Here is a 25,818-nt window from a genome sequence, read left to right as displayed (position 1 = left end):
TCGTCACCGTGATTCGAATTCGCTGAAAAGTGCGCGGCCGCGAATCCTGTTATTCTTCGGCCATGTCCGATCGGCCGCGCTCCTATCTCGTCCTCGCTTCCCAACGCAGTGGCAGCACACTTCTGGTCGAGTCGCTGCGCGCGACCGGAATCGCGGGCGAACCGCACGAATTCTTCCAATACCTGCCGGAGACGAGTCTGGCGCCGCAGCCGCGGCAGTGGTTCGCGGGCGTCGAGGACGAGTCGGTCCTCGAACTGCTCGCGCCGCTGCGCGCGGGGGAGCCGAGTACCGAGACCGCCGAGCAGTGGCGCGACCGGATCCGGCGAGAAGGCCGCAGCTCCAACGGGATCTGGGGCGGCAAACTCATGTGGAACCAGACACCGCTGCTGCTCGACCGCGCCGCGGGTCTGCCCGAACGCAGCGGCACGGGCCTGCGCGCGGCGATCGTCGACGTACTCGGTGAGGAACCGCTGTTCGTCCACGTGCACCGCCCGGACAAGGTCCACCAGGCCGTCTCGTTCTGGCGGGCGGTGCAGACCAGGGTCTGGCGCGCGCCCGCGGCCCGCGGCTCCGGTGACACCGCCCGCTACCACGTGCTCGGTATCGCGCATCTGCTGCGCATCCTGAAGGAACAGGACGCGCGCTGGCGCGAATGGTTCGCGGCCGAGTCCATCACGCCGCTCGAGGTGAATTACCGCGACCTGGCAGCGGATTCGACCGCGGCGGTCGGCAAGGTGCTGCTCGAACTCGGACTCGATCCATCGGTCGCGCCCGCGCCGGTCCTCGAACGCCAGGCCGACGTGCGCTCCAACACCTGGGTCGAGCGATTCCTCATCGACGCGGCGGAACAGGGGATCCCACTGTGACAACGACACTGGAAACCAGACGCGACCACGCGCGGGTCGACGAACTGCGCATCCTGGAAGCCGAATCGGTGCACATCATCCGGGAAGTCGTGTCCGAGCTGGAACGGCCGGTGCTGCTGTTCTCCGCTGGCAAGGACTCGATCGTGCTGCTTCGCCTGGCGGAGAAAGCGTTTCGGCCGGCGCCGCTGCCGTTCCCGGTGCTGCACGTCGACACCGGACACAACTTCGACGAGGTCATCGCCTTCCGCGACCGCCGGATCGAGCGGGCCGGGCATCGGCTCGTCGTCGCATCGGTCCAGGAATCCATCGACCGTGGTCGCGTCAAGGAAGTGGGCGGCCCCAACGGTTCTCGCAACCGGCTCCAGATCCGCACCCTGCTCGACGCGCTGGAGGACGGCGGATTCGACGCGGCCTTCGGCGGCGCGCGCCGCGACGAGGAACGCGCGCGGGCCAAGGAACGGGTGCTGAGCTTCCGCGACGAATTCGGCCAGTGGGACCCGCGCGCACAACGCCCGGAACCGTGGTCGCTGTACAACGGCCGGATCCGGCCCGGCGAGCAGGTGCGGGTGTTCCCGCTCAGCAACTGGACCGAACTCGACATCTGGCGCTACATCCAGTTGGAGGGCCTCGAGCTCCCGCCGATCTACTTCGCGCACGAGCGCGAGGTCTTCGAACGCGACGGATTGCTTTTGGCCACTTCGCGATTCACCACGCCGGGCGCGGGCGAGCCGGTCTCGGTGCAGCGGGTCCGCTACCGCACCGTCGGCGACCTCACGATCACCGGCGCGGTGCGTTCCGAGGCCGCCGACATCGCCGCCGTGATCGCCGAGATCGGCGCGTCGACGGTCTCCGAGCGCGGCGAGACCCGCGCCGACGATCGCACCTCCGCCGCCGCGATGGAGGACCGCAAGCGGGAGGGGTACTTCTGATGACCGAATACGCACCGAGACAACTGCTTCGGCTCGCCACCGCCGGATCGGTGGACGACGGGAAGAGCACGCTCATCGGCAGGCTGCTCTACGACACCGACAGTCTGCCGACCGACCATCTGGAAGCGGTGGTCGGCCCGGACGGCGTCCCCGATCTGGCCGCGCTCTCGGACGGGCTGCGCGCCGAACGCGAACAGGGCATCACCATCGATGTCGCCTACCGGTTCTTCTCCACCGACACCCGCAGCTACATCCTCGCCGACACGCCGGGACACGAGCACTACACCCGCAACATGTTCACCGGTGCGTCCACCGCGCACGTCGCGGTGCTGGTCGTCGACGCCACCGCGGGTGTGCTGCGCCAGACCCGTCGCCACGCCCGCATCGCGTCACTGCTCGGCATCAAACACCTGGTGGCTGCGGTCAACAAGATCGACCTCACCGGCTACGACCACGACCGCTACGCCGAGGTCAGCGAACAGATCCACCGGGTCACCGACCGGCTCGACGCCGCCGAGGTGCGGGTCATCCCGATCGCCGCCAAGGACGGCGACAACGTGGTGCACCGCTCGCCGAACACCCCCTGGTACACCGGGCCGACCTTGCTCGAATACCTCGAATCGATCGAACTCGTCGCCCCGCACGCCGATCACCGCCAGCTCCGGCTGCCCGTGCAGTGGGTCTCGCGCCCCGCGCAGGGGGAGCGCCGCCGCTACACCGGCAGGCTCTCCGCGGGCACCGTCGCCGTTGGGGACAGCGTCACCGTGCTGCCCTCGGGCGCGCAGACCGTGGTGACCGCGGTGGACACCCTCGACGACAACCGAACCGTCGCGGTCGCACCGCTTTCGGTGTCGCTGGAACTCGCCGACAATATCGACGTCGGCCGCGGTGCGGTGCTGATCAGCGGCGATCCCGATGCGCCGCAACCGGTTCGGGCCCGCGAACTCGACGCGATCGTGTGCTGGCTCGGTTCGACCCCGTTGCGCGCGGGCAGCAGGCTCTCGCTCAAACACACCACCTCCACCGTGCGCGCCACCGTGCAGGCGCTGCACACCCGGCTCGACCCGGAGACCCTCGACGAGCACGACAGCCCGACGGAGTTGGCGCTCAACGACATCGGCTCGGTCACGTTGCGCACCAGTTCGGTGGTGATCGCCGACCGGTACTCCGAGAACAAGGACGCGGGCGCGTTCGTCCTCATCGACGAGAGCTCCAACGACACGGTCGCCGCGGGCACGATCATCGAAGCGCGAGAGGTCCAGCCGGGCAACCCGATTCGCCGCAATGTCAAGTGGCATCGGTCCTCGCTGGAACGCAACCATCGCTGGGCGGTCACCGGACAGCGCGGCGCCACACTGTGGTTCACCGGTCTGCCCGCCTCCGGGAAGTCGACCGTTGCGGTCGCGCTGGAGCGCGTGCTCGTCGAATCGGGGCAGTCGGCCTACCTGCTCGACGGCGACAATATCCGGCACGGCCTGTCCGACGATCTCGGTTTCTCGCCGGGCGACCGGGCCGAGAACATCCGGCGGGTCGGTCATCTCGCCCGCCTGTTCGCCGACGCGGGCGTAATCTCGATCGCATCGCTGGTCTCTCCGCTGGAATCCGACCGCGCCATCGCCCGCGAACTCCACGCCGCCGCCGACCTGCTCTTCCTCGAGGTCTACGTCGCCACCCCGCTGGCCGAATGCGAACGCCGAGATCCCAAGGGGCTCTACGCGAGAGCGCGCGCGGGCGAACTGAAGGGCATGACCGGCATCGACGCACCCTACGAACCGCCGGTCGCCCCCGACCTGATCATCGACACCACCGGCGCCGACATCGATGACCTGGTCGAACAAACCCTGAAACTCCTGCGCGCCCGTCAAGGCGTCGCGCCGGTCGGCGCGGGTCTCGCCGCGGAAACGTAGACGGACCGCGCCGCCGACCGGACTTTCGGGTTGCCGCGAGAACCCCTATCCGGCTGGGTCATTCGTCGAGGAAGTTCGACCTGTGGCAGGCGCCGTCGGTCGAGAACCTCGAATGGCTCGACGCCGCTCAGAGACGCCGATGCTCGACACGGCCCCGAGGCGACGGGGCACCGTCGCGGCGCGAGAACCGCAACTGCACCGCGAGATCGAATCCGAAGGCGAGTGCCGTCAACCAGAGCACCGCCGATATCTTCCCGATCGCGAGCAGCGCGACCGCCCCCACGGCCAGCGCCGTGAAGTCGACCCACAGCACCATCTCGGCGACACGAGTCGCGACCCTGCCCGCACGCCCGCGAAACAGCAGCACGCCGACGCCGAGGAAGATCAGCGCGGAGACGACGGGAACCCATATCGCCGCGGCGTCGGCGGCGGTGGGTGAATCGGCCTCGCGCAGCAACAGAGCGAGACCAAATGAAATCGCCAACATGAGCAGCGAACACGCCGTCGCCGCCCCGATCCTGATCCGAGTGAGACGGCGCACCGCCGCCGCATCACCACGCGAGTCAGCAGTCATCAGGCCGTCTTCACCGACCAGTCCGCGTCTGCGTCAGTAACAGTCGCATCGCTGTAACCCCCCGAATTCGATGTGGGCCAATGGCCGGAAGGGAATCCCTGAGGATTGTCCAACTCGACCTGAAGAGCCTGCGCCTGAGTAATTTCCGAATTGAGGATCGCGACCATTCCGGTGATGGCGGTGACCACCATTGTCGCGAACTTCGCGGTGGTGACCAGGCCTGCGACACCTGCCGGAATCGCACCGATTCCGGATCCCGCCGCGGCGACCTCCATCGTCGCCTCGATGACGAGGGACAGCACCACTCCCAACAACGACGCATAGAATGCGACTCCGGCGCCACCGATGGTGAGCATCGCGGTCCGGCATGCGTTCGCGACCGTGCCGATTCGTGCTACGGCGGTCTTCTGTGGGGTAATGGCATCGGCATATGCCTTCGCCGCAGCGCCCTGCCAGTATCCGTCGACCTTCACGGCTGTGTCTTCCAGCCCGCCGGCCATCTTGTTCGCTTGTCCAGCGACATCGAGCCAGTCGTAAGAGGTACTGATGAAGAACGCGGGCGCCGCGATGCCCTTCAAGGACTCGACGAACTTGTTCCACAACTCGCGCACGGCGTTCGCGAACTTCTTGCCCAGCTCCATTATTTCGTCGTCGATACGCAGAACGTAGCGCACGTAGGGCATTTTTGCCGCGTCGTTGAATGCGACCTGAATCTTGTCCGGCATTCCCGACAGTTCCCCGACCTTGTCGACGAGATCCTCGGCTATTTGTTGCATCTGTGCGACGGATAGTTCCATGGAATTTCCTTCGAGTCAGTACAGGTTGCGGATCTCGTGTTCCCGAGCGAGATCCTCCTGCTCGTAGACCTGGGCGACCGTATTCAGGGTTCCCGCTATCTCGCCCATCGCCGTCGCCCCCTCCTTCAGTCGGCTCTGCAGCAGGTCTATGATCTGGTCGTACTCGTCTATGAAGCCGCGGAAGAGCCCGGCCTCTCGCTCGGTGTATCTGTAGTCCGATACCTCGGTCGCCAACTTGCCCGTCTCTGTGGACCTGTCCGCCCAACCCGTGGCCTGTGACCGCAGGGCGCCGAGTGCCACTGATATCTGCTGCGCTGTCGGCGCCATCAACGCCCCCTCATCCGATTTTTGTCCTGAAGCAATCCGACCAACTGCTCGGTGGCTGCCAACAGATCGCTGGTCCTCGGTTTCGTTCTGCTCTCCGCAGCGAAGCGATCTCTGTCTGCGATCAACCGGTTGTTGATATTCGTCGTGATCTGACTCGCCGGATGCCGTAGTGCCCAGCTCTGATCGATTCCGCAAGCCGAGAGTCCGTAGTCGGAGAATTCGAACCATACGAATGCGTCGTGACCCGATGCCACGCCCGAATCGGTCGAACCAGCCGGCACGGCAGCGGCCGATGTCATCGAAAGTATGTCCTCGATCAGATCACCCACATCTCGCCCGGGGAGCGCAGCGGTGCCTATTTCACTCGTCGTGGCGGGAACTCGGCGCCGCTCACCGCGCTGCACAGCATTCTTCACCTCTTCGGTGGCCTTGCGCCAGCCGTCCGCGAAAGCGATCCCGACCGCCTCCATGATGGCGGCATCGAGGCGACGTTCGCCCAGTCGCGCCTGCCAATCACGCGCGACCACGAATTTCGTCGGAAAGTTGCGCCGATCCAGAGCGGTGTGCACCGCGCCGCTCGGGTCTTGTCCCACACGTTCCATCGAGCGGCTGATCTCATCGATCCACTCGTATTCGGCGGCCTGATCGAGGATTCGGTGTTGCAGTGTGGTCAGGTCGCCCATGAGGCTGTCGAAAATCGTCGTCCCGTTCGGCGATTCGATCGACGCCGATGGTCGTGGCGCGGCAGATCCCCGGTTGGGAGGCGCGGAACTCGGTGCAAGTGGCTCCGATAGGCCGAACGAGCCAGGACGGGCGACCGGCGAGGGAGCCTGCGCAGGCAGGTGATGACGAGGCGCGGCGGGGGAGGCTTTCGGTAGCGGCCGAAGAGGTTCCTCGTCCCAGTACTCGTCCGGGTCGTCGTAATGGTTGTAGAACCCGCCCGCCGTCACCGTACCTCGCGATGGTCGCCGATCGCCGATGCGCACCGCACCGGTCGATCCGGAATAGGCATGATCGATGAACCCCCCCGTTCGTGCAGTAACCGCCGATCGGCGGACGCGACCACCTTGTCTCGCGAAGGTGCGGTTTGTCAATCGGCTCGGTGCCCGGTGGGAGGGGTGCTACAGGTCCCAGTACTCGAACTCGCTGTAGTCGGGTAGATGTGTCCGTGACGGATCCGGCACCGCTCTGGTTGCTGCGAGAACACTTACCCGGCTGGGTTATTCGTCCAAGAAGGTCGTCGCGGTGCGGCGGGTTCGGTCGACGGTGACGGAGAAGACGTCGGGGCGGGAGTAGTGGCCGGTGGGGTCGAAGTTCTGGCGCTGCCCGGCGACCACGGCCGGGTCGATGTCGGCGATGACGAGTCGTTCCTCGCCGACGACGGGCTCGACGATCCACGTGCCGTCGGGGGCCGCGATGGCGGAGCCGCCGTCGTAGCCGCTGGGTTTGCCGACCGCGAGCAGGGCGTCACGCAGTGGAAGTCGGCGGGTAGGTCGGCGTAGTCGAGGACGGCGCCGACGGCCAGTGCGTAGAGGCGACCTTCCATCGCGATGAACCGGGTGATGTCGCGGGTGTTGCGGACCGAGCCGGGCCAGGTCGAGACGTGCAGGGTGGCGCCGTCGGCGTAGAGGGCGTGGCGGGCCTGCGGCATCCAGTTCTCCCAGCACGAGAGCCCGCTCGCGCGGAATTCGCCCACCGGGTGGGTGCGCAGGCCGTTGCCGTCGCCCATGCCCCACACCAGTCGCTCCTCGTGGGTCGGCACCAGTTTGCGGTGCGCGCCGACCAGGCCGCGCGTCGGGTCGATGGCGACGAGCGTGCAGTACACGGTGCCGCGCACGCGTTCGGTGATGCCGAGATAGCAGAAGACGCCAAGGTCGGCGACGGCCGCGCGGATGGTGGCCAGGTGTGGTCCGTCGAGGGTGACGGCGGCGTCGAGGTAGTAGGCGTAGGCGGCCTTCTGGTCCGGGTTGTCGAAGCGCGCGCCGCCGGTGCGGGCCAACCAGACGGGATAGCCGGACAGGAAGGTCTCGGGGAACGCGACCAGGTCGACGTCGGCCGCGGCGGCCCGGGTGAGCCAGTCCACGACGGTCGCGGTCCCCGCGGTCGGGTCGAGCCAGACCGGGCGGGCTTGTGCGGCGGCGATTCTCATTCTTCGATGCTAGGCAGGCTTGACTAGAAAGATCGTTCTAGCGAGACTTGGCGATATGAAGCGACTCATGCTCAACGGTCCCGGCTCCCTCGAATGGGACAAGGTCGACGAACCAACGCTCACCGGCCCCGACCAAGCTCTGGTGCGGCCGGTCGCGCTCGCCACCTGCGATATCGACCCCGCCGTGCTGCGCGGAGCGTTCCCGCTGGCCGGTCCGTACCCGTTCGGTCACGAAGGCGTGGTCGAGGTCGTGTCCATCGGGGAGCAGGTGCGCACCGTCGCGGTCGGCGACCTGGTTGTGGTGCCGTTCCAGATCTCGTGCGGGGAATGCGCGCCGTGTCGTCAAGGACGCACCGGGAACTGCGCGAGCCACCCGATGATGTCCACCTTCGGACTCGGCCCGATGGGCGGACTCCACTGGGGTGGGCTGTGGGCCGATCTGGCGCTGATCCCGCACGCCGACGCCATGCTCGTGCCGCTGCCCGCCGGTGTCGCGCCTGCGGCGGTCGCCAGCGCCAGTGACAATATTCCGGATGCCTATCGTGCGGTCGGTCCGCAGCTCGCCGCGCGGCCCGGCGCCGAGGTACTGGTCGTCGGCGGTTCCGGTGCGCGATCCATCGGACTGTACGCGGCCGGTCTCGCCGTCGCGCTCGGCTCGGATCGGGTTGTCTACCTGGATGATTCGCCGGAACGGCTGGGTATCGCCGCCGCCATGGGCGCCGAGGCGATCGAAGGCGAAGCGAACGCTCGGGTCGGACGGTTCCCGATCACCGTCGAGGCGGACGGCGGCGCCAAGGCCCTGCGCGCGGCCATCGAGGCCACCGCCGTGGACGGCTGGTGCACGAGTGTCAGCGTGCAACTCAACGATGTCGCGTTGCCCCTGTTGGGCATGTACACCCGGTGCTGCACCTTCCACACCGGTCGCGCCCACGTCCGGCCCGCCATTCCCCTCGTGCTCGAGCTCGTCGCGGCGGGCCGCTTCGACCCCTCGCTCGTCACCACCGCCACGGTGCCGTGGGAAGACGCCATCGACGCGTTGCTGGAAGGCCCGATCAAACTCGTAGCGGTGCGCTGACCGGTCGGGTGGCTTGCGTTGCAGGCAGATCTTGTCGAGTCCGTCGCGGTGCGCTGCTCGGGAGCTGCGCGGATCGTGTACCGGCGTGGTACGTGGTCTGTGTCGGCCTCCTTCGACGCGCCGGGGGAGGGGCCGATCGAGTTCGTCGCGGCTGGTCGGTCGAAGACCTGGTGCTGTCCGCAGGTAGGTCAATCGACGCGCGGTGCGCTGATCGGGATCTAGGCGGGCCGGGGGTCGGCGCGGTCCGCGTCCGCATCGGCCTCCCGCAACGCGGACCGGATGAAGTTCTCCATGCTGTCGGCGACCGTGCGCAGCGGGGCCTCCGACTGCCGGACGCGGGCGAGCAGCGTCGCGCCCTCGTAGGCGGCGACGACCGTGGTGGCGAGGTCGCGCGCCCGCGCTTCGGTGACCCCGAGTTCGGTCAGCAAACCGGCGTAGGCCCCTTCCATCTGTTCGAAGGCGGCGGCACACGCCAGGCGGACCGTCTCCGCGTCGGAACCGCCGTCGAGGGCGGGCGTGCCGATCGGGCACCCCTCGCTCCACTCCGAATTCGTGAGCTTGTGCGACATGAACTCGAACATGCCCGCGGTCGTGGCCAGGACATCACCCCGCGCGGCCGCGATCGTCCGGCACGCGAGCACGCCGGTCCCGGTGATCGCGGCCACCGCGATCTCCTCCTTGCCGCCGGGGAAGTGATGGTAGATCGATCCGTAGGGCAAACCCGCCGCCTCGCTCAACCGCTTCAACCCGAATCCGTGGAATCCGTGCCGGGCCAGCAACCCCGCAGCCGCCACCTCGATCCTGCGCCGCGATTCCGAAACCATGCCCCCATTCTCCGCTACCCCCGCGCGACCCCGACTCGGCGGGCGCGCGGAGGTGCGGATCACCGTGGTCCGGTGCCGTGTGCCGGTTCGGCGTGGCCGTCGAGTCGGTCGGCGAGGCGGCGCAGCGAGTCGATGGTGTCGCGCGGCGGCAGGGCGGCGACGCTGAGTCTGCTCCACAGGGCGGCATACACTTCGACGTCGCGCGCGGTATCCATGTAGAGGGTGCTGGTGAGATCCTCGATGCGCACCAGGTCGGGCCGTCGCACGCGCTGGGAGCCGAAACGCAGGAGTGTGAACGGGATCGAGTAGTTGCGCGCCGCCACCCGACTCGGCGCGAGTTGCAGGGTGACATTGCGTTTGCGCGCCATCAGGATCAGGTGTTCGACCTGTTCGCGCCGCAGGTCGGGGGTTCCGGGCAGCCGGTGCAGGATGGTTTCGTCGATGATGGCCCACAGCCGGGTCGGCTGCGCGCGGAACAGGATGTGTTGGCGTTCCAGGCGCGCGCGGACCCCGCGGTCGACGTCGCCGTCGCGCGACATCCGCAGCACCGCCCGCGCGTAGCTCTCGGTCTGCAGAAGCTCAGGGACGGAAGCGGATTCGAAGACACGCACGGTGTCGGCGGCGCGTTCGTGATCGAGGTAGCCCCGAAACCACGGCGGCAGCGCGGTGTTGTTGCGCGTCCACCAACCCGACTGCCCCGCCTCGCCCGCGAGCCGCACGCATTCCTCGACGACATCGGGATTCCGCACGCCGTAGACGTGCAGCAGCCTGCGCAGCAGGTGTTCGTCGAAGGCCGCGCGCCCGGCTTCGAGCCCGGACAGGAACTCCGGCGGACAGTCGAGCAGACGATCGACCGTCGCATGGTCCATCCCGTGCTGTTCTCGCCGATGTCGCAGATACTCGCCGAGCGCCATCCGCAGCACGGTCGGATCCGATCGACGGAACGGCTCACCCGTACCCCGCCGATCGAACCGCCCGGCGTCCGCTGCGGCGCGGTCGTCGGTGTCGCGTCGAGTGGTGTCGCGTCGAGTGGTGTCGCCGGTGGTGTGGTGCGCGGCGTCGTGCTGAGCGGTGGTATCGCGTGGAGCGGCGCCTGTGGTGTCCCGGGCGGCGGTGTCACGATATGTGAGGTCATCGGCTGTGTTTCGAGTGGCGCCGCGTTCGGTGGTGCTGTCGGTGTCGCGCCGAGCGGTGTGGTCGCGGGCGGCTGGAATCAGCGTTCTGCCTATGGTGCCGAGGATTTCGGCGAGGCGCGCACCGTGGTCCGCCGAGCCCGCGTCGGCGAGCGCGGTGGCGAGTTCGAATCCTTCGCCGAGCGCACGCAACGCCGGACCGTTGGCGCGCTCGTCGGCGAGGGGGAGCGGCGCGATGACCGCTTGCGCGCCGAGTGCGGGCGCCCCGCCGGTGAGCGTGCGACGCGCACTGCCCGGCGTCCAGCCCAGCGCTTGCTCGAGGATCGCGAGGGTGCCGTCGGAGACCGGGCGCGCGCCGTGTTCGACGATGCCGAGCAGCCGGTAGCTCAATCCGCTGGCGCGGGCCAGATGCGTGCGGGTGGACATCCCGAGTTCCTTGCGCCTGCCGATCACCGCCTCGGCAAGGCGGTGCCACCCGCCGGTCGCCACTGTAGGCATGTCGTGCCACCTCCGATCCGATCGCTCCACAATAGCTGCCATCGGCCGCGAAAACCGCTCGGGTACAAGGATTCCACGGTGTGGACGCCGGTTCCGGTTCCAAATGGCATATTGTGCCTATCTGTGACTACCATTGCGCCATGGCACTGCACGACGTAAGCACGAGCGGCGCACTGTTCCAGCCGATCGGTGGCGCATCCGGCATCGGCCGCGGTGCGCGAATCACGGCCACCCGCATCCGCCGAGCCGCATCCGCCGCCTGGCGCGGCTGTCCGTAGGGCCTTCGCGCGCCGCATCGTCGCCGCCGCGAGATCGAGCCGCCGCCATCGAGGCCGTCGGTCCGCCTGCTCCCTGCCCCTCGGGTTCCGCATCCCACCCGCGATGCTTCCCCCTGCCCGCGTGCGCTATCCGCGCACGGACGAAAGCATGGTCATGGAACTACGAAAAACATTGCTTCCCACCGCATCTCACGAACAGCGCTACGACTCGGCGGTGCTGTCGCTGAGTCTCGCGGTCGTGGTCCAACTCGCCACCATCGCCGCGCTGGTCACCTCCATCCTCGCCACGGTCGCCGAATCCTCGGTGGCGGCCACGATCGTGGTCACCGGTGGCGGCTATGTCCTCGCGCTGATGGTCGGCCTGGTGTTCCTGCGCGGCGATCTCCGGCGTCGCCACCGCGGGCGCCTTCGGGGGTAGCGGGTCCACCGCCGAAACGGTCGCGAAGCAGGTCGACCGGAGTCCCCGCGGCGGAATGTACATGTGTCTAGACTGATGGCCGAAACGCTGTCCATGTACTTGTTCCGAAAGGGGTCGACCGCGTGCGGTGTGTGGTGACGGGAGCCTCGGGCTTCGTCGGAGTCAACTTGGTCCGCGCCCTGGTGGCCGCCGGACACGATGTCGTCGCGATCGACCGCGTGCGGCGCGGACCCGACGCGGACACGGTGACGTGGAGCGAGGTCGACATCCTCGACGCGGCGGCGATGGCGCCGGTATTCGACGGCGCGGAGGTCGTCTACCACCTGGCGGCGGTGATCGCGCTGTCCAAGCGACAGGAGCAGGCGGCCTTCGCGGTGAACGTCACCGGCGCGCGCGCCGTGGCCGAGGCCGCCAGGGTCGCGGGCGTGCGACGCCTGGTGCAGTGCAGTTCGCTGGCCGCGTTCGACCCGAGACAGGGCGGCGTGCCCGACGAGCGGCGCCCCCGCTCCCTCGCCCCGGAACTGCCCGCCTACCACCGCACCAAGGCATTGGGCGAACTCGAGGTGCTCGCCGAAGTCGAGCGCGGCCTCGACGCGGTGATCTGCAACCCGACCGGCATCTTCGGCCCCGAGGACTACGGGCCGTCGCGACTGAACAACATGCTGCTCTCGGCCGCGCGCGGACGGCTGCCGGTCGGCGTGCGCTCCGACTTCGACATGGTCGACGTGCGCGATATCGCACTCGGCCTGATCGCGGCGGGCGAACACGGCCGCAGCGGCGAGAACTACCTGCTGAGCGGGCACACCACCGATTTCGTGCACGTCCTGTCACTGGCCGCCCGCCTGTGCGGCAGGCGCCCACCGCTCATGAGCTTCCCGGTCGGTGTCCTGTCCGGGGTGACCCGCGTCCTCGAACCCGTCGGCGACCTGCTCGGCCGCGACGAACTGTCACGTGGCGCGACAGAGGCGCTGCGGCTGCCGCCGGTGGTCGACGGGTCGAAGGCGCGCCGGGAACTCGGCTACGCGCCCCGTCCGACCGACGACACCGTGCGCGATCTCATCGTGCACTTCATCGACACCGACCGCCTGCGCCCGCGCGCGAAGAACCTACTTGCCGCCGATCGCGTTCTGTAGGCCGCCGACGTCGCTGATCTGCCAGTTCGCATTGCGGTCGATGGTCAGCGAATAGGTGACGGTGGTCTGGCCGCCCGCCGGGTTCTGCGCGCTCGTCGAGTTCACGTTCAGGTAGGCGTTCACCTTGTAGACCCCGCCCGACTCGGACAGCACCTGCGCCGAGAGCGGCGTGGCCGTCGAGTTCCATTGCAGGGGCAGCAGGATCTGCTCCAGCTGCGGGCCGGTCGCGTCGAACTTGGCCGAGAGCTGCGGTGTCGTACCGGTTTTCAGCCGCCCGAGCCACGCGTTGACGTCGCGGTAGTCGATGGTCGACGCGCCGAGGGCGTAGCTGGAGGCGATCTCCTCGGCGTGCTTGTCGTCGGCCGCGACCTGGTCGCGGTCGGACAGCGTGGACTCGGCCGAGAAGTACAGGACGGCGAAGACGACGGTGGAGATCACCAGCGCCGCGATCACCACACCGGTCACCACCGTCGACAGCCGTATCGACACGGTGCGCGCGCCCGGGGGCGGGGACGCCTCCCGCGCCGCATCGTCGGTGTCCGTCGTCTCCGAGGTGGTCTTCTCGTCGGTCGCGGTGCCCATGGTGTCCGTTCCTTCCGCCGGGATGTGCCGGTCTTTCGTGGTTATTTGACGCCGACGCGGAAATGTAGCGTGCCGTCGGGGTCGACGCCGCCGAGCGCCTGTTCGATCAGCGTACTGACATCGAGCGCGGGGCCGCCGCGGGTGACCTCGGCGACGACCGGTCCGAGCGCCGGAGCGATCTTGCTCAGGCTCGGCCCGATCTTGTTCAGCAGCGCCTCCACCTCGCCGAGGAACGGGACGAGCCCGTCGCCGGTGAAGTAGGAGGGCACCGGCCGTGCCTCGACCAGCGCCGAACTCGACTGGACGATATCGCTGAGGGTGACGCCGAATTCGCCGAACAGCGGGCCCGCGTCGGCCAGCGAGGGGCCCATCCAGCTGATGTCGCCGCCGAGCGCCTGCAGGTCGTCGAACAGCTGCCGGATCCGGTCGGTGCGGCTGAGCAGGGTGGCGGCCAGCAGTGTGGTCGAGCGTTCCAGCGTCTGCATGGTGGTGTCGGTGCCCGACAGCGCCTGGTCGAAGGTGCCGATCAGACTCGTCATGACCTCGGGCTTCACCTGCTTCAACAGTTCCACCAGGCGGGTCGACAATGCCGTGATGGTCATCGGCATGTGGACTCGATCGGTGGAAACGGTCTGACCGTTCTCCAAGTAGGGCCCGCCGGGTCGGTCGGGCCGGAAGCTGATGTAGGGCTCGCCCAGCGCCGACAGCTGTTCGATCCTGATGTCGCCCGCGACCGGGATGCGGTACCGGTCGTCGATCTCGAGTTCCACCGCGACGCCGCCCGCCTGCTTGCGCACCTCGCGGGTCTTGCCGACCTGCACGCCGCTGAGCAGCACGGGCGCGCCGGGACCGAGTCCGCCGGAGTTCTCCAGGTACATCCGCACCGAGATGTGGGAGCGACGCGGATCCAGGTGCAGCACCCCGAGACCCATGTAGGCGACGCCGATGACCAGTACCGCGGCGATGGCCGCCAGCGAGGTGATCGCGCGGACGTTCATCGGACGACTCCGATCATGCGCAGGGTGTCGACGATGCGGGTGGTCTGTTCCGAGGGCGGCATCGCCGCGCCCGCCACGGCCACCTCGGTGACGTCGAGTCGCGGTCCGCGCTCGGTGAAGGGAATGATCTTGTTCTGCAGCAGGTCGACGAGCGTCTTCAGATTCGACGGCGACGAGGTGTCGAAGGGCTGACTCCCGAACAGCAGCGGGACGATGGCCACGACCGTGCGGTCCAGCGACCCGACCAGCGGGGCCAGCCAGGCGGCCGCGGGCGCGACCGGCCCGAGCGCGGCCAGCACCCGGATGACACCGATCTGGGCGTTGATCGCGTCGGTGGTGTGCTGCACGCCGTAGGGCGTCAGCAGCGCGTCCAGGATCGGCCCGTTGTCGAGCACGCCGTGCTGCACCGTCGAGCCGAGTCCGTCGAGGACCGAGTCGACCGAGTCCAGGTTGCGCGACAGGTCGGTGAGGTCGGCGCCGAGCGTGCCCGCGATGCGCGCGGTGTCGCGCGGATCCTTCGGCATGACGGCGTTCATCTTGCGCACGATCTCCTGGATGTCGGTGATCGCGCCGCTGCCGACGAACACCGAGAGGGAGGCGAGGATGTCCTCGAGCACCGGCGACTGCGCGGTGTCGGCCAACGGGATGGTCCCGCCCGCGTCCAGGTCGCCCGAGGTCGCCGAGGTCGGCTCGACCAGGGCGATGTGGATGTCGCCGAGCGGGGTCTCCTGCTGGAGTTCGGCCGTGGTCCCGCGCGGCAGGCGCACCGACTTCAGGATCGCGACATCGGCGACCACGTAGCCCGCGCGCCCCGGCGCCGGATCGACGACGGTCACATCGGTCAGCTGTCCCACCGGGACGCCGCCCGCGATGACCTTGGCTCCGGTCGGCAGGTTGAGCACGTTCGCGAATTCGATGCGCAGCGGATAGGTCGGGCCGCCCGGACCCGAACCAGGCACCGTGATGTCGGCGGGTTGGAAACCGCATCCGGCGACCGAGACGGCGAGGGCCACCAGCAGTGCCGCGCCGAGTCTGCGCAACCGGGAGGACTGTGCGGCGCTCATCGCGCGCTCACCGCCCCGAGCAGCACGGGCAGCGCGGGCACGGCGACCGCGCCGCCCGCCGCGGCCGGGCACGGCTGCCCGGTGATGGTCTGCAGGGCCGCGCACACCTGGCTCGCCTGCTGTTCGGGCACCGCGAGCGCGGGCGGCGCGTACGCGACGGTCGCCTTCCCGGTCGCGGGATCGACGGCACTGGCGAATCCGCCCGCGATGGCGGGCGTCCGGCCGAGCAGTTCGGTGAGCGAGCCGACGCCCGCGGCCAGCAGTTGGGGCAGGTTCTCGATGGAGCCGACGGCGCGCACGGCAGGGGTGCCGAGCATCGTGACGACATCGTTGAGCTGCGGCAGCACATCGGACAGGTCGCCGACCAGCTTCACGATCGGCGGGAAGGCGATGGTGACGATGTCGTAGAAGGTCTGCGGAAGTTCGGTGACGATGGTCTCCACCTTTCCCCAGCCGCCGCGCGCGCGGTGCGCGAGTTCGGCGATGGCGTCGATCAGCGCGCCGACATGGCCGATCGCGGCGTTCGGCGACGCGAGCGCGCGCCCGAGCTGCTCGATCAATGCGTTGAGCTGCGCGCCGGATCCCGCGGTCGCCTTGTCCAGGGATTCCAGGCCCGAGCCGAGCGCGTCGCGCTGGGCGGGATCCTGCGCGCCGTTGATCTGGTCGGTCAACTGGGCGAGGGCGTTGAAGGTGCGGGAGAAGCTCAGCGGCGTCAGGGTTTTGGTGATGCACTGGGCCGGATCCCAGCCGGGGCCGTCGGCGGGTTCGGCGCCGACGAGTTCGAGTTCGCGGTCGGCGATGATGGTGTCGCTCACCGTCACGGCCCCGACGTCCAGTGGCAGCGCGCGATCCTCGCGCACGGTGAAACGCACACGGGCCGAACTGCCCTCGGGCGCGATCTCGGTGACCTTGCCGACCTCGATGCCGAGCACCGTGACGGCGCTGCCCTTGTACAGGCCGATGCTGTCCGGCATGTCCGCGCAGTACGTGCGGGTGTCGGGTTCGGGTCTGGCCAAGGTGAATCCGATCACCGCGACGAGCGCGAAGACCACGATCACCGCGGCGGACATGAGTCCGCGCGATCCGAGGATACGGGTCAGCATCAACAACCTCCGCCGGGGATCGGCACGCAGATACGGGTGACCGGGACGCGCGCCGCGGACTGGTCGACGGCGAATCCGTTGCCGCCCTTGGTCAGCGGCAGCAGTTTGTCGCTCATCGCGCGCAGCGAGTCGAACAGCGTGTCCAGGTATCCGCCGAGTTCCTCGAGTTTCGGGATCGCGTCGGCGAGCGGTCGCGCTTGCTCGTGCAACGATCTGTCCCAGGCGCGGCCGAGCGGGGCAAGACCGTGCACGACGGCGGTGACGTCAACGAGCGCTTCGGCGATGACGGTCTTGTCGTTGCGCACGATGCCCTCCAGCACGTGCAGTTGGTCGAGCAGTTTCACCAGCACGTCCGAACTCGCGTTCAGCGCCGTCAGGTATTCGTCGGCGAAATTGAGCGCGCGGGAGATGTCGGAGTTCTGCTTGTCCATGATCGTGACGATGTCGCGGGCGGCGCGCCCGGCGGCGCGCAGCGCGTCCGGACTGCCGTCGATCGAGGAGGCGAGGACCGCGAGGTTCTGGCGCAGCGTGTCGCCGTCGACATTCTCGACCGGGCGCACCGCGTCCTGGAAAGCCTGGGACAGGTTGTAGGGCAACACGACTCGGCTCTGCGGGATCACCTCCGACCCGAGTTCGCTGGTCCCGGCGGGGTCGAGGGCGATGTAGTAGCCGCCGACCACGGTCAGCATCCGCACCGACAGCGAGGTCTGGTCGCCGACGAAGACGTCGTCGGACACGGTGAACTTCATGCGCACCCGGTCGCGCATCAGGTCGAGTTTCTTCACCTTCCCGACCGGGATGCCCGCGAGCCGCACGTCGTCGCCTTCGCGGACCGACCCGGCGCGGGCCAGGTCGGCGGTGTACTCCCGCTCCGGTGTCGTCCCGTTCACGTAGATCACGCCGATGGCGACCAGCAGCACGACGGCGACCGCGATGCCGCCGAGCGCCCAGCGCAGGTCGACCGGCCGCGAGTCGACGCTGTCGACGGGTCGCGGTCGTTTGACGCGGGGCGGTCGTTTCGAACCGGGCAATAGTTCCGTCAGGCGCGACACAGTGTGATCCTCTGGCCGGTGATCAAGATCTGGAGGGGGGCCGGCGCTTCGGCGGCGCCCTGCGAGCAGGTCAGGCCCGCCTGCGGGCCGGTGGCCGGTACGGCCGAGGCCATGGCCTGGATGAGGCCGGGCAGCCGCCCGAACACCTCGACGGCCTGTCTCGGTTCCGGGAACGCCTGCTGCAGCGCGGCATCGAGATCCCGGCCTTTCTCGCCGGTGATGCCCGCGACCTCGAGCATGTGGCGCACCGGCTTGATGATCGGCGGGATCGCGACCGCGAAGTCCGTCAGGCCGGGCAGTTCCTTGGCGATGACCTCGAACAGATTGGTCAGGTTGGTCAGCATCTGCACGGTGTCGGTCGACCGTCCGCGTAGCTGGTCGGCCACCCGCCCGAGGTTGCCGACCAGTGTCGAGATCACCGCCTGGCGATCGGAGGCGTAGCGGGCCAGCCCGTTGATCGCGTCGAGCGCCGGACCGATGCCGGTGCCGTCGCCCTGCAGCACCGCGAGCAGGCTGTTGGTGAACCGGTTGAGTTCGTCGCCGGTGAGCTCGGCCAGTACCGGCTGGAGTCCGTTGAACAGGGTGGTGATGTCGAAGGCGGGCACCGTCTCCGAGGTGCCGAAGACCTTCTCCGGATCGCGACGACCCCGCGGATTCTCCGGTTGCGCGATATCCAGATAGCGGAACCCGGTGAGGTTCTGATACCGGATCGCCAGGGTGCTCTCGGCGAAGACGGGATGATCGCGCGAGACGGTGAACCGCACGCGGGCGAGTACACCGTCGAGTTCGACCGAACCCACCTTGCCGACCTGCACGCCGTACACCCGGACGTCGTCACCGCTGCGCAGGCCGTTGGCGTCGCTGAACAGCGCGGTGAAGGTGTCGGTCTCACCCTGCACCGGACGCTCGATCAACCGGAAGACCCCGACCAGCGCGAACGCGAGCACCACGGCGACGACGCCGACCCGAATCGAGAGCGAACGAACCGACATCAGCGTCCCTCCGTCGGCGCCGCGCCGCCGAGCACCGCCGCCAGCGGCGCCGCGAGACCCGGCACCGTGTCCAGTTCCACCCGCGCGCGCAGCGCGGGCCCGTCGAAGGCGACGCCGAGTCGGGCGAGCAATTCGGTGAGCTGTTCGGCCGAGCGCGCGGGCGCGCTGACCGAGCCCGACACCTCGTCGAGCAGCATGGCGATGATCGGCATCAGGCCCGCGACATGGGTTTCGGCCGTGCGCAGCGTGCTCGTCGCCGAGGGCAGCAGCTTCAGTCGCACATTGGTCCACATCTGATCGACCTTCTCGATGTGCTTCGGGTCGGACAGATATTCGTTGGTGTTGGCGGCGTTGAGCACCTTCAACCCGCCGGTGAACATCGGCGGCAGACCCGCCAGCGCCGAACCGTACTGGTCCAGCAGGAACGACGGCTCGAGGGCGCGGGTCTCGGTGTAGGCGCGCGCCATCGCGCCGATGGCCTGGAACAGCGGAGTGAACGCCTCGACGTCACGCGAGACCTGGCTCAGCAGTTCGGTGAGCTTCGGGGTGAGCACGCCGTCGGTGAGCGTGCCGGTGGATTTCAGCAGCGCGGCCAGCGTCGCGTCGGTGACCCGGTCGGTGTGCGCGGTCAGGTCCACGGTGGAGCCGTCGACCAACTTCTGCCCGCCGGAATTCGAATTCAGTTGCAGCGTGCTGATTCCGAAGAGGTTGCCTGGCGCGTATTCGACCGAGAGCGTGTCGGTCAGTCCGAACAGCTGCTCGCGATCCAGGTGCAGCGAAATGCTCTTGCGGCCCTGGCCCGCGGTGGTGATCGAGGATACCGATCCCACCCGGACGCCGTCGAGGCGCACATCGGTGCCGGGCTCGACGCCCGCTCCGATGGTCTCGGCGAGCAGTTCCACGCGGATCTCGCTATCGGGACGCGATTCCGGATATACGCGCCAGACGACGCAGGCGGCGACGGTCAGCAGGACCGCGCACGCGCCGATCACGCGCGCGCGCCGTGGTCCGACCTCGGCGCCGGACAGTGTGTAAGCAGGCATCTCTCACCCGGTGAACGTGATGGGGGACTGGAAACCCCACAGGAGGATGGTGGCGAACATGTCGAGGGTGATGATCGCGACGAGGCTGGCCCGGATCGCGCGCCCGGAACCGATGCCGACGCCCTCGGGACCGCCGGTGGCGAAAAATCCCTGGTAGCTGTGGATCAGCACGACCGCGATCGCGAAGATGGTGACCTTGATCGTCGAGGCGAGGACATCCCAACTCAGCACGAACTGGTCGAAATAGTGGTCGTAGGTGCCGGTCGGCGTGCCGTGAATGGTCGTCACGATCACCTCGCACGACATGTAACTCAGGATCAGCGCGACCACGAATGCCGGTGCGACGGCGACGATTCCCGCGATCACGCGGGTGGTCACCACGAAGGGCACCGAACGGATGCCAAGCGATTCCAGCGCGTCGATCTCCTCGGAGATGCGCATGGACCCGATCTCCGCGGTCATGCGACATCCGGCCTGCGCGGCGAATCCGACGCCCGCAGCGATCGGCGCCAGTTCGCGGGTGATGCCGAATGCCGAGATGAGACCGGTGAGCTGGCCGAGGGACAGCAGGTTCAGCGCGCTGTACGCCTCGATGCCGATGGAGGCGCCCATCGCCGCGCCGAGCAGCAACATCAGCGGCACGACGCCGCCGCCGATGATGATCGAGCCGCGACCCCAGGTCATATCGGTGATGACCATGATCGTCTGGCGACGGTAGCGGGCGAGCGTGTATGGGATCGAAGACAGTACCTGCCAACAGAATCCGAGGACGAACCCGATGGAGTCGACGGGGCCGAGGGGACGCGCCCCGCGTCCCCAGCGCGTCAGCCTGCGTAGACCCGCCGGGACGTACGGCGCCGCGGTCACGCCATCCTCACCGGGAAGAACATGGTGACCACCTGTGTGATAACGGTATTCAGGACGACGACCGCGGCGATGGACATGACGACCGCGGCGTTGACGCCGTCGGCGACGCCGCGCGGTCCGCCCTTGGCCTCCATGCCGCGCTGGCAGGCGATCACCACAACGAGCATCCCGAAGATCATCGATTTGATCAGCGATACCCAGATGTCGAGGCTGGTGGTGAAGGAGCCGAACGATTCCCAGTAGCTGCCCGGCGTCACGTCGAGCGCGGTCACCGCCACCGCGAATCCGGCCGCGATGCCGACCACGATGATCAGGATGTTGAGCAGCGGCGCGACCAGCATCATCGCCGCGATTCGCGGAACCACAAGGCGCTGAATCGGATCCACGCCCATTACGCGCATCGCGTCGACTTCCTCCCGGATCGTGCGTGCGCCGAGGTCGGCGGCGATCGCGGCGGCTCCCGCGCCACCGAGCAGCATCGCGGCCACCATCGGCGCACCCTGTTTGATCACCCCGAGTCCGCCCGCGGCGCCGATCATCGTATCCGCGCCGAGCTGGGTCACGATATTTCCGACCTGCGCGGACAGGATGATTCCGAAAGGAATGGCCATCAGAATTCCGGGCACCGCCGTGACTTTGATGAGAAACCAGGCCTGGGTGAGACTTTCATGTATCTGGAAGCGCAATGTCAGCGCATCGACGGCGCCGATGCGCAGCGCGCGGGCGCCGATGCGCAGCGCCCTTCCCAGTGTGGCGAGGCTGGACAGCACGGTATCGGAGAAATTCCGTCCGAGCGCCGCCGCGGGTGTCACCCCAGTTGCCACATCGACCTCCCTGTCGAATCTCGGCCGACCACGCTCGTCATTCGACGGACCGGACATGCGTCCCCGATCGTCGGCGGGCGACCCGGCCCCGCCGAGTACGGCGTGCGGAACATTTCGGTGTCGACGGTTGGTAGCCGTCTGCTATAGGTGTGCGGCGTGTCCTTACGCCACCGCATGGCCGAGGTCGGTCGCGGCATCGAGAAATCGGACCGAGGTGAAATCCTCGGCCTGGCGCCTCGCGGGCGCTCGGCGTATCCGCCTGAGCAAGACCATAGTCGTATCCGAACTCATCCGTGATTTGTATCCCAGACAATAGCCTGGACAGATGTCTGGACCGTACTACAGCCGTCTGCCCGGCGCAAGCATACGTGAGTGGTCGGTCACGTTCGCGAAGTTCGACCGATTCGGGAACGGCATTATTGGCGGCAAATAAATTGGAGAATTATTCGGTGAATGCGTGAAATTCGCCGATGTCCCGAAACCGCTGTCGCATCGCCTGGTCGGAGGGGTTGTTCGGTGTTCGCGGATTGGGTGGCCGATCGGGTGGGTACCGCTTTCATGCGGGCGGCCGCCGAGGCGTGCGCGATGGATCCGAGGCCGTATCCGGCACGCGGTGGTTCGTGATACCTTGCGTAACACGTAAAGCCGTTCGCGATGGAGGTCTCCGGTGCTCGACGACGTGCACGACAACTGGCTCGCCGCCGCGGGCGACGCGGGCGGTGGCGCGGCGCTGGACCAGGTCGCCGTGATGACCGGCGGCGCCACCTTGATCGCCGCGGTGTTGCTGTGGGTCGGATACCGGCACCGGACCCGGCGCATCACCTGGCTCGGGCGCCTCGCCGACCGCCTCGGCCGCGTCGTGAATCGGCCCGGCTGGGTGGCGCTGCCGCTGGCGATGTTCCTCGCGACCATCCTGACCGCGCTGCTCGGCTTCATCTGGGATGTCAGCCTGCACATCGGCAACGGGCGCGACTCCGGCCCGCTGGCGAACCCGGCGCACTACTTCATCCTCATCGGACTGTTCTTCCTGTTCACCGCTGGGATGTCGGCGATCGTACTGCCTCTCGACGAGAAACCGGGCGCCGCCGCCGTGCGCATCACTCGCACCTGGTACGCACCGGTCGGCGGCATCCTGATCGCGGGCGCCGGGCTGTACGCGCTGATCGGATTCCCGCTCGACGACATCTGGCATCGGATATTCGGACAGGACGTCACCCTCTGGGGACCGACGCACCTCATGCTCATCGGCGGCGCCGGACTGTCGCTGGTCGGGGTCCTGCTGCTGGAATTCGAAGGCAGGCGCAATCGGCCGGAACCCGAACGTCGCGACGGCAGGCTCATGTGGCTGATCCGCGCCTTCGGCTTCGGCGGCCTGCTCATCGGGCTGTCGGTGTTCCAGGTCGAATTCGACTTCGGCGTCGAACAATTCCGGCTCGTGCTGCAGCCGATGCTGATGGTGGCCGCGGCGGCGGTCACCCTGGTCGCCGCCCGGCTCACCCTCGGCGCGGGTAGCACGCTGGTCGTCTTCGCCTTCGCGGCGGTGGTGCGCACCGTGGTCGCGGTGCTCGTCGGCGGGCCGATCATCGACGCGCCGCGCAATGTCTTCCCCCTGTATCTGGGTGCGGCCGTCGTCGTGGAACTGCTGGCCCTGCTGCCGATCGTCCGTAATCGGCTGTGGTGGGGCGCGCTGTGCGGTGTCGGCGTCGCGACGGTCGGCTTGTGGCTCGAATCGCTGTGGGTCGACGCGATGTTCGTCGACCCGTGGCCCGCGGCGATGTGGCCGGAACTGCTCGCCATGGCGATACCGGTCGCGGTGGCGGGCGGCGTCGTCGGCGCGCTGCTCGCCACGGTACTGCTCGGCGAGCCGCTGCCGCGTCCGGCGGTGCGGCGCGCGCTGGTGGTCGGCGCGGTGGTGATCGTGGCCGCCGCCACCGCCAACGGATTGGCGAGCCGGGTTCCGGAGAACGCGACGGCCACCGTCACGCTCACCGACGCGGCGCCGAGCGCGGGCGGGCGCATGGTGCTCGCCGACATCAGGGTCACCCCCGACGACCTGGTCGGCAGCGACCCCGAATGGATCCAGATCCTGTCCTGGCAGGGCGGCGTCGGCGGCGACAGTCCCGGCCGCGGACTCGTCGTCGACCACCTGCGTCGCGTCGGCGCGGGGCATTACGTCTCCACCGAACCCGTTCCGGCGCACGGGACGTGGAAGACCGTGCTGCGCGCGCAGGACGGCCGGGTCCAGACCGCGCTGCCCATCTACATGGCCGCCGATCCCGGCATCGGCGCCGCGGAAGTGCCCGCGTCGTCCTCGTTCACGCGGCCGTTCGTCGCCGAGATCACCGTGCTGCAACGGGAAAGGTCCTTCGACCATCCGGCCTGGCTGTTCGGCGCGGCCTCGCTGGTGGTGCTCGCGTGCAGTCTCGCCCTCGTCTGGGCGCTGTCGTGGGGTGCGGCGCGGATAGACCAGCGTTACCGTCGCGTCGACGCGGCGGCGGAACCGGTCGCCGCGCCATGACATCCGACGAGGTCGACGTCCTCGCCGATCATTCGATCCTGCTGGCGATTCCGGCGTTCCTGCCCGCGCTGCTCGTCGTCGGAGTCGTCGTGTTCCTCGCCGTGCGCGACCGTCGCACCGATGACGAGCAGACCTCCGACACCGACGAGGACCGCCGATGAGCAGATTCGCGGCCGTGTTGCTGACCGGTCTGCTCGCGACGGGCTGCGCCGCCGCCGATCCGGGGCGCCCGGCGTCGACCACGGCATCCGGCGATGCCGCGGCGATCGTGATCGAGGTGCGCATCGCCGACGGTTCGGTGCGTCCCGTCGATGCCCGCCGCGACGCGCGGGTCGGTGAGCCCGTGGAACTCGTCGTGGACAGCGACACCGAGGACGAGATACACGTGCACGGCACTCCCGAGCACACCTTTCGCGTCGCGGCCGCACCCGCGCAACGTTTTCAATTCACCGTGGCGGTGCCGGGGCGGGTCGAGGTCGAACTGCATCGCGCCGACCGCACCGTGGTGACACTGCTCGTGCGCGCATGACCGTTCTGGCGCACGGCATCGGCGGCGCGAGCGACCTGCCGATCCCGCTGTCGTACGCGCTGGTCGGCGCGGCGTGGGCGCTCACCTTCTCCTTCGCGGTCCTGCTGTTCGTCTGGCGTGAACCCCGACTGGACCCGGACGCACCGGGTATCGCACTCCCGTCGCCGCTGCGGACCGTCGTCGACGCACCGGTCGTGCGCCGGATCCTGGCGACGGCGGGTGTCGCCGCCACGGCCTTCGTGCTCGCGATCGCCTTCCTCGGCGCCGACGATTCGGCGCGCAATCCCGGGCCCGGCGTGCTCTACATCTACGTCTGGGTCGGCGTCATGATCGCCTCCCTGCTCGTGGGCCCGGTCTGGAAAATCGTGTCCCCGCCGCGCGCACTGCACCGTGCCGTCTGCGCGCTGTCGGGTCGCCGGGTGACCGAAAGCCTGTTCGCCTACCCACCCGGGCTCGGCCGGTGGCCCGCGGTGGTCGGCCTGTTCTCTTTCGTATGGCTCGAACTCGTCTACCCGGAGCCGGGTTCGGTCGCGGCGGTGACCACCTGGATCGTGGGATACCTCGTCGTCACCACGGCGGGCCTGATCGTGTTCGGCGTCGCCTGGGGCGAGAACGGCGATCCGCTCGAGGTATACAGCAGCCTGCTCGCGCGCCTGAGCCCCGTCGGCCGCCGCGACACCGGCGAACCCGTACTGCGCGCCCCGCTGGACAACCTCGCGGGCACACCGGCTGTCGCCGGTTCGGTGGCCGTCGCCGCCACCCTGCTCGGCTCGACCGCCTTCGACAGCTTCTCGACGTTCCCCGCCTGGCGCGCACTCCAAGCCGATCTCGCGGATCCCTTCCCCGTACTCCTGCGCACGGCGGGCCTGCTCGGCTTCATCGTCGTGGTGGGCGGCGCGTTCACCCTCGCGTCCCGCGCCACCGGCGGCGTCACCGCGTCCGAACGCGCCCGACTCCCGGTGCTGCTGGCACCCAGCCTCACCCCCATCGTGGCAGGCTACCTCGTCGCCCACTACCTCACATTCCTGCTGGAGAAGGGCCAGGCCACCGCTGTCCTGTTCGCCGACCCGTTCCACCGCGGCTGGAACCTCGCGGGCCTCGCCGACCGCGAAGTCTCCTACCTGCTGTCCACCCACCCCGCCGCACTCGGCACGGTGAAGGTGGCGGCGGTACTGCTCGGCCACATTCTCGGCGTGGCCGCCGCCCACGACCGCTGCCTGCGCCTACTTCCCCCCGCCCACCGCCGCACCGGCCAGCTCGCCCTGATGCTCACCATGGTCGCCTTCACCTTCACCGGCCTCTACCTGCTCTTCGAGTCCTGAACACGAACAGGTTGGG

26 protein-coding genes are annotated in these 25,818 nt (G+C 68.6%); 10 read left to right on the top strand and 16 right to left on the bottom strand.

Features of this window, described 5'->3' with window-relative positions; genetic code table 11:
- The first annotated feature begins 62 nt into the window (after positions 1–62).
- Genes stf0 through cysC form a run of 3 tightly spaced genes read left to right on the top strand, consistent with a single transcriptional unit; the run spans position 63 to position 3,702 of the window.
- Entirely contained in the window at positions 63–866 is an 804-nt protein-coding gene (gene stf0 / locus IT779_RS10885) for a trehalose 2-sulfotransferase (protein ID WP_196149100.1), read from the top strand.
- Complete coding sequence (cysD, locus tag IT779_RS10880) at positions 863–1,795, top strand: sulfate adenylyltransferase subunit CysD (protein ID WP_332838743.1); 933 nt, start codon at positions 863–865, stop codon at positions 1,793–1,795. Before stf0 ends, cysD begins: the two co-directional genes overlap by 4 nt.
- The gene (cysC, locus tag IT779_RS10875) at positions 1,795–3,702 is read left to right on the top strand and encodes an adenylyl-sulfate kinase (protein WP_196149099.1); all 1,908 of its coding nucleotides are present in this window, start codon (positions 1,795–1,797) and stop codon (positions 3,700–3,702) included. Before cysD ends, cysC begins: the two co-directional genes overlap by 1 nt.
- Positions 3,703–3,829: 127 nt before the next feature.
- Here cysC and IT779_RS10870 read toward each other — a convergent pair whose 3' ends face one another.
- The 5 genes from IT779_RS10870 to IT779_RS10850 form a co-directional block, all read right to left on the bottom strand.
- The gene (locus IT779_RS10870) at positions 3,830–4,276 is read right to left on the bottom strand and encodes a hypothetical protein (protein ID WP_196149098.1); all 447 of its coding nucleotides are present in this window, start codon (positions 4,274–4,276) and stop codon (positions 3,830–3,832) included.
- A complete protein-coding gene (locus IT779_RS10865; protein ID WP_196149097.1) occupies positions 4,276–5,073 on the bottom strand; it encodes a hypothetical protein in 798 nt (265 codons plus the stop codon). The genes IT779_RS10870 and IT779_RS10865 overlap by 1 nt, the downstream gene beginning before the upstream one ends.
- 15 nt (positions 5,074–5,088) lie before the next feature.
- Positions 5,089–5,400, bottom strand: a complete 312-nt coding sequence (locus IT779_RS10860) for a hypothetical protein (protein ID WP_196149096.1) — start codon at positions 5,398–5,400, stop codon at positions 5,089–5,091.
- Positions 5,400–6,083 (bottom strand): hypothetical protein, encoded by a 684-nt coding sequence (locus tag IT779_RS10855; protein WP_196149095.1) that lies wholly within the window; start codon positions 6,081–6,083, stop codon positions 5,400–5,402. The genes IT779_RS10860 and IT779_RS10855 overlap by 1 nt, the downstream gene beginning before the upstream one ends.
- 524 nt (positions 6,084–6,607) lie before the next feature.
- Entirely contained in the window at positions 6,608–7,549 is a 942-nt protein-coding gene (locus tag IT779_RS10850; protein ID WP_232541594.1) for a nitrilase-related carbon-nitrogen hydrolase, read from the bottom strand.
- A 55-nt stretch (positions 7,550–7,604) separates the two neighbouring features.
- Between IT779_RS10850 and IT779_RS10845 the strand changes: the two genes are divergently transcribed.
- Positions 7,605–8,624 (top strand): zinc-dependent alcohol dehydrogenase, encoded by a 1,020-nt coding sequence (locus IT779_RS10845; protein ID WP_196149094.1) that lies wholly within the window; start codon positions 7,605–7,607, stop codon positions 8,622–8,624.
- Positions 8,625–8,842: 218 nt separating this feature from the next.
- Here IT779_RS10845 and IT779_RS10840 read toward each other — a convergent pair whose 3' ends face one another.
- Together IT779_RS10840 and IT779_RS10835 are read right to left on the bottom strand one after the other, a co-directional pair.
- A complete protein-coding gene (locus tag IT779_RS10840) occupies positions 8,843–9,448 on the bottom strand; it encodes a TetR/AcrR family transcriptional regulator (RefSeq protein WP_196149093.1) in 606 nt (201 codons plus the stop codon).
- Between the two features lie 59 nt (positions 9,449–9,507).
- Positions 9,508–11,079 carry a Scr1 family TA system antitoxin-like transcriptional regulator gene (locus IT779_RS10835; protein WP_196149092.1) on the bottom strand — a complete coding sequence of 524 codons (1,572 nt, stop codon included), beginning with the start codon at positions 11,077–11,079 and terminating at the stop codon, positions 9,508–9,510.
- A gap of 432 nt (positions 11,080–11,511) precedes the next feature.
- On the opposite strand from IT779_RS10835, the gene IT779_RS10830 reads away from it, so the two are divergent.
- Together IT779_RS10830 and IT779_RS10825 are read left to right on the top strand one after the other, a co-directional pair.
- Positions 11,512–11,775, top strand: a complete 264-nt coding sequence (locus tag IT779_RS10830; RefSeq protein ID WP_196149091.1) for a hypothetical protein — start codon at positions 11,512–11,514, stop codon at positions 11,773–11,775.
- Between the two features lie 134 nt (positions 11,776–11,909).
- Complete coding sequence (locus IT779_RS10825) at positions 11,910–12,908, top strand: NAD-dependent epimerase/dehydratase family protein (RefSeq protein ID WP_332838742.1); 999 nt, start codon at positions 11,910–11,912, stop codon at positions 12,906–12,908.
- On the opposite strand, the gene IT779_RS10820 is transcribed toward IT779_RS10825, so the two are convergent.
- Genes IT779_RS10820 through IT779_RS10780 form a run of 9 tightly spaced genes read right to left on the bottom strand, consistent with a single transcriptional unit; the run spans position 12,882 to position 21,433 of the window.
- The gene (locus tag IT779_RS10820; RefSeq protein WP_232541593.1) at positions 12,882–13,490 is read right to left on the bottom strand and encodes a hypothetical protein; all 609 of its coding nucleotides are present in this window, start codon (positions 13,488–13,490) and stop codon (positions 12,882–12,884) included. The two genes, IT779_RS10825 and IT779_RS10820, sit on opposite strands and share 27 nt — an antisense overlap.
- A gap of 41 nt (positions 13,491–13,531) precedes the next feature.
- Entirely contained in the window at positions 13,532–14,488 is a 957-nt protein-coding gene (locus tag IT779_RS10815; protein ID WP_196149089.1) for an MlaD family protein, read from the bottom strand.
- On the bottom strand, positions 14,485–15,552 hold the full coding sequence (locus IT779_RS10810; RefSeq protein ID WP_196149088.1) for an MlaD family protein: 1,068 nt from the start codon (positions 15,550–15,552) through the stop codon (positions 14,485–14,487). The genes IT779_RS10815 and IT779_RS10810 overlap by 4 nt, the downstream gene beginning before the upstream one ends.
- Positions 15,549–16,655, bottom strand: a complete 1,107-nt coding sequence (locus IT779_RS10805; RefSeq protein WP_232541592.1) for an MlaD family protein — start codon at positions 16,653–16,655, stop codon at positions 15,549–15,551. Before IT779_RS10805 ends, IT779_RS10810 begins: the two co-directional genes overlap by 4 nt.
- On the bottom strand, positions 16,655–17,707 hold the full coding sequence (locus IT779_RS10800) for an MlaD family protein (RefSeq protein WP_332838741.1): 1,053 nt from the start codon (positions 17,705–17,707) through the stop codon (positions 16,655–16,657). Before IT779_RS10800 ends, IT779_RS10805 begins: the two co-directional genes overlap by 1 nt.
- Complete coding sequence (locus IT779_RS10795; RefSeq protein ID WP_196149086.1) at positions 17,695–18,699, bottom strand: MlaD family protein; 1,005 nt, start codon at positions 18,697–18,699, stop codon at positions 17,695–17,697. The genes IT779_RS10800 and IT779_RS10795 overlap by 13 nt, the downstream gene beginning before the upstream one ends.
- Complete coding sequence (locus tag IT779_RS10790; protein ID WP_196149085.1) at positions 18,699–19,742, bottom strand: MlaD family protein; 1,044 nt, start codon at positions 19,740–19,742, stop codon at positions 18,699–18,701. Before IT779_RS10790 ends, IT779_RS10795 begins: the two co-directional genes overlap by 1 nt.
- 3 nt (positions 19,743–19,745) lie before the next feature.
- Complete coding sequence (locus IT779_RS10785; RefSeq protein ID WP_196149084.1) at positions 19,746–20,609, bottom strand: ABC transporter permease; 864 nt, start codon at positions 20,607–20,609, stop codon at positions 19,746–19,748.
- The gene (locus IT779_RS10780) at positions 20,606–21,433 is read right to left on the bottom strand and encodes an MlaE family ABC transporter permease (protein ID WP_332838740.1); all 828 of its coding nucleotides are present in this window, start codon (positions 21,431–21,433) and stop codon (positions 20,606–20,608) included. The genes IT779_RS10785 and IT779_RS10780 overlap by 4 nt, the downstream gene beginning before the upstream one ends.
- Positions 21,434–22,181: 748 nt before the next feature.
- On the opposite strand from IT779_RS10780, the gene IT779_RS10775 reads away from it, so the two are divergent.
- From IT779_RS10775 to IT779_RS10760, 4 genes are read left to right on the top strand one after another with little or no spacing between them, the layout of a single operon-like run.
- Positions 22,182–23,951 carry a hypothetical protein gene (locus tag IT779_RS10775; protein WP_232541649.1) on the top strand — a complete coding sequence of 590 codons (1,770 nt, stop codon included), beginning with the start codon at positions 22,182–22,184 and terminating at the stop codon, positions 23,949–23,951.
- Positions 23,948–24,112, top strand: a complete 165-nt coding sequence (locus tag IT779_RS10770; protein ID WP_196149082.1) for a hypothetical protein — start codon at positions 23,948–23,950, stop codon at positions 24,110–24,112. Before IT779_RS10775 ends, IT779_RS10770 begins: the two co-directional genes overlap by 4 nt.
- Positions 24,109–24,480 (top strand): hypothetical protein, encoded by a 372-nt coding sequence (locus tag IT779_RS10765; RefSeq protein ID WP_196149081.1) that lies wholly within the window; start codon positions 24,109–24,111, stop codon positions 24,478–24,480. The genes IT779_RS10770 and IT779_RS10765 overlap by 4 nt, the downstream gene beginning before the upstream one ends.
- Complete coding sequence (locus IT779_RS10760; RefSeq protein ID WP_196149080.1) at positions 24,477–25,802, top strand: hypothetical protein; 1,326 nt, start codon at positions 24,477–24,479, stop codon at positions 25,800–25,802. Before IT779_RS10765 ends, IT779_RS10760 begins: the two co-directional genes overlap by 4 nt.
- The last annotated feature ends 16 nt before the right edge of the window (positions 25,803–25,818 follow it).

Source organism: Nocardia bovistercoris (genome assembly GCF_015674855.1).
GTDB lineage: Bacteria > Actinomycetota > Actinomycetes > Mycobacteriales > Mycobacteriaceae > Nocardia > Nocardia bovistercoris.
Note: the sequence above shows the minus strand (reverse complement) of the source record. Positions and strands in the feature narration are given on the sequence as shown.

What these genes read in the sequence shown, in the direction of transcription:
- stf0 (WP_196149100.1), top strand. Translation starts at nt 63, where the DNA reads ATGTCCGATCGGCCGCGCTCCTATCTCGTCCTCGCTTCCCAACGCAGT.
- cysC (WP_196149099.1), top strand. Translation starts at nt 1,795, where the DNA reads ATGACCGAATACGCACCGAGACAACTGCTTCGGCTCGCCACCGCCGGA.
- IT779_RS10870 (WP_196149098.1), bottom strand. Translation starts at nt 4,276, where the DNA reads ATGACTGCTGACTCGCGTGGTGATGCGGCGGCGGTGCGCCGTCTCACT.
- IT779_RS10865 (WP_196149097.1), bottom strand. Translation starts at nt 5,073, where the DNA reads ATGGAACTATCCGTCGCACAGATGCAACAAATAGCCGAGGATCTCGTC.
- IT779_RS10860 (WP_196149096.1), bottom strand. Translation starts at nt 5,400, where the DNA reads ATGGCGCCGACAGCGCAGCAGATATCAGTGGCACTCGGCGCCCTGCGG.
- IT779_RS10855 (WP_196149095.1), bottom strand. Translation starts at nt 6,083, where the DNA reads ATGGGCGACCTGACCACACTGCAACACCGAATCCTCGATCAGGCCGCC.
- IT779_RS10850 (WP_232541594.1), bottom strand. Translation starts at nt 7,549, where the DNA reads ATGAGAATCGCCGCCGCACAAGCCCGCCCGGTCTGGCTCGACCCGACC.
- IT779_RS10845 (WP_196149094.1), top strand. Translation starts at nt 7,605, where the DNA reads ATGAAGCGACTCATGCTCAACGGTCCCGGCTCCCTCGAATGGGACAAG.
- IT779_RS10840 (WP_196149093.1), bottom strand. Translation starts at nt 9,448, where the DNA reads ATGGTTTCGGAATCGCGGCGCAGGATCGAGGTGGCGGCTGCGGGGTTG.
- IT779_RS10835 (WP_196149092.1), bottom strand. Translation starts at nt 11,079, where the DNA reads ATGCCTACAGTGGCGACCGGCGGGTGGCACCGCCTTGCCGAGGCGGTG.
- IT779_RS10830 (WP_196149091.1), top strand. Translation starts at nt 11,512, where the DNA reads ATGGAACTACGAAAAACATTGCTTCCCACCGCATCTCACGAACAGCGC.
- IT779_RS10820 (WP_232541593.1), bottom strand. Translation starts at nt 13,490, where the DNA reads ATGGGCACCGCGACCGACGAGAAGACCACCTCGGAGACGACGGACACC.
- IT779_RS10815 (WP_196149089.1), bottom strand. Translation starts at nt 14,488, where the DNA reads ATGAACGTCCGCGCGATCACCTCGCTGGCGGCCATCGCCGCGGTACTG.
- IT779_RS10810 (WP_196149088.1), bottom strand. Translation starts at nt 15,552, where the DNA reads ATGAGCGCCGCACAGTCCTCCCGGTTGCGCAGACTCGGCGCGGCACTG.
- IT779_RS10805 (WP_232541592.1), bottom strand. Translation starts at nt 16,655, where the DNA reads ATGCTGACCCGTATCCTCGGATCGCGCGGACTCATGTCCGCCGCGGTG.
- IT779_RS10795 (WP_196149086.1), bottom strand. Translation starts at nt 18,699, where the DNA reads ATGTCGGTTCGTTCGCTCTCGATTCGGGTCGGCGTCGTCGCCGTGGTG.
- IT779_RS10790 (WP_196149085.1), bottom strand. Translation starts at nt 19,742, where the DNA reads ATGCCTGCTTACACACTGTCCGGCGCCGAGGTCGGACCACGGCGCGCG.
- IT779_RS10775 (WP_232541649.1), top strand. Translation starts at nt 22,182, where the DNA reads ATGACCGGCGGCGCCACCTTGATCGCCGCGGTGTTGCTGTGGGTCGGA.
- IT779_RS10770 (WP_196149082.1), top strand. Translation starts at nt 23,948, where the DNA reads ATGACATCCGACGAGGTCGACGTCCTCGCCGATCATTCGATCCTGCTG.
- IT779_RS10765 (WP_196149081.1), top strand. Translation starts at nt 24,109, where the DNA reads ATGAGCAGATTCGCGGCCGTGTTGCTGACCGGTCTGCTCGCGACGGGC.
- IT779_RS10760 (WP_196149080.1), top strand. Translation starts at nt 24,477, where the DNA reads ATGACCGTTCTGGCGCACGGCATCGGCGGCGCGAGCGACCTGCCGATC.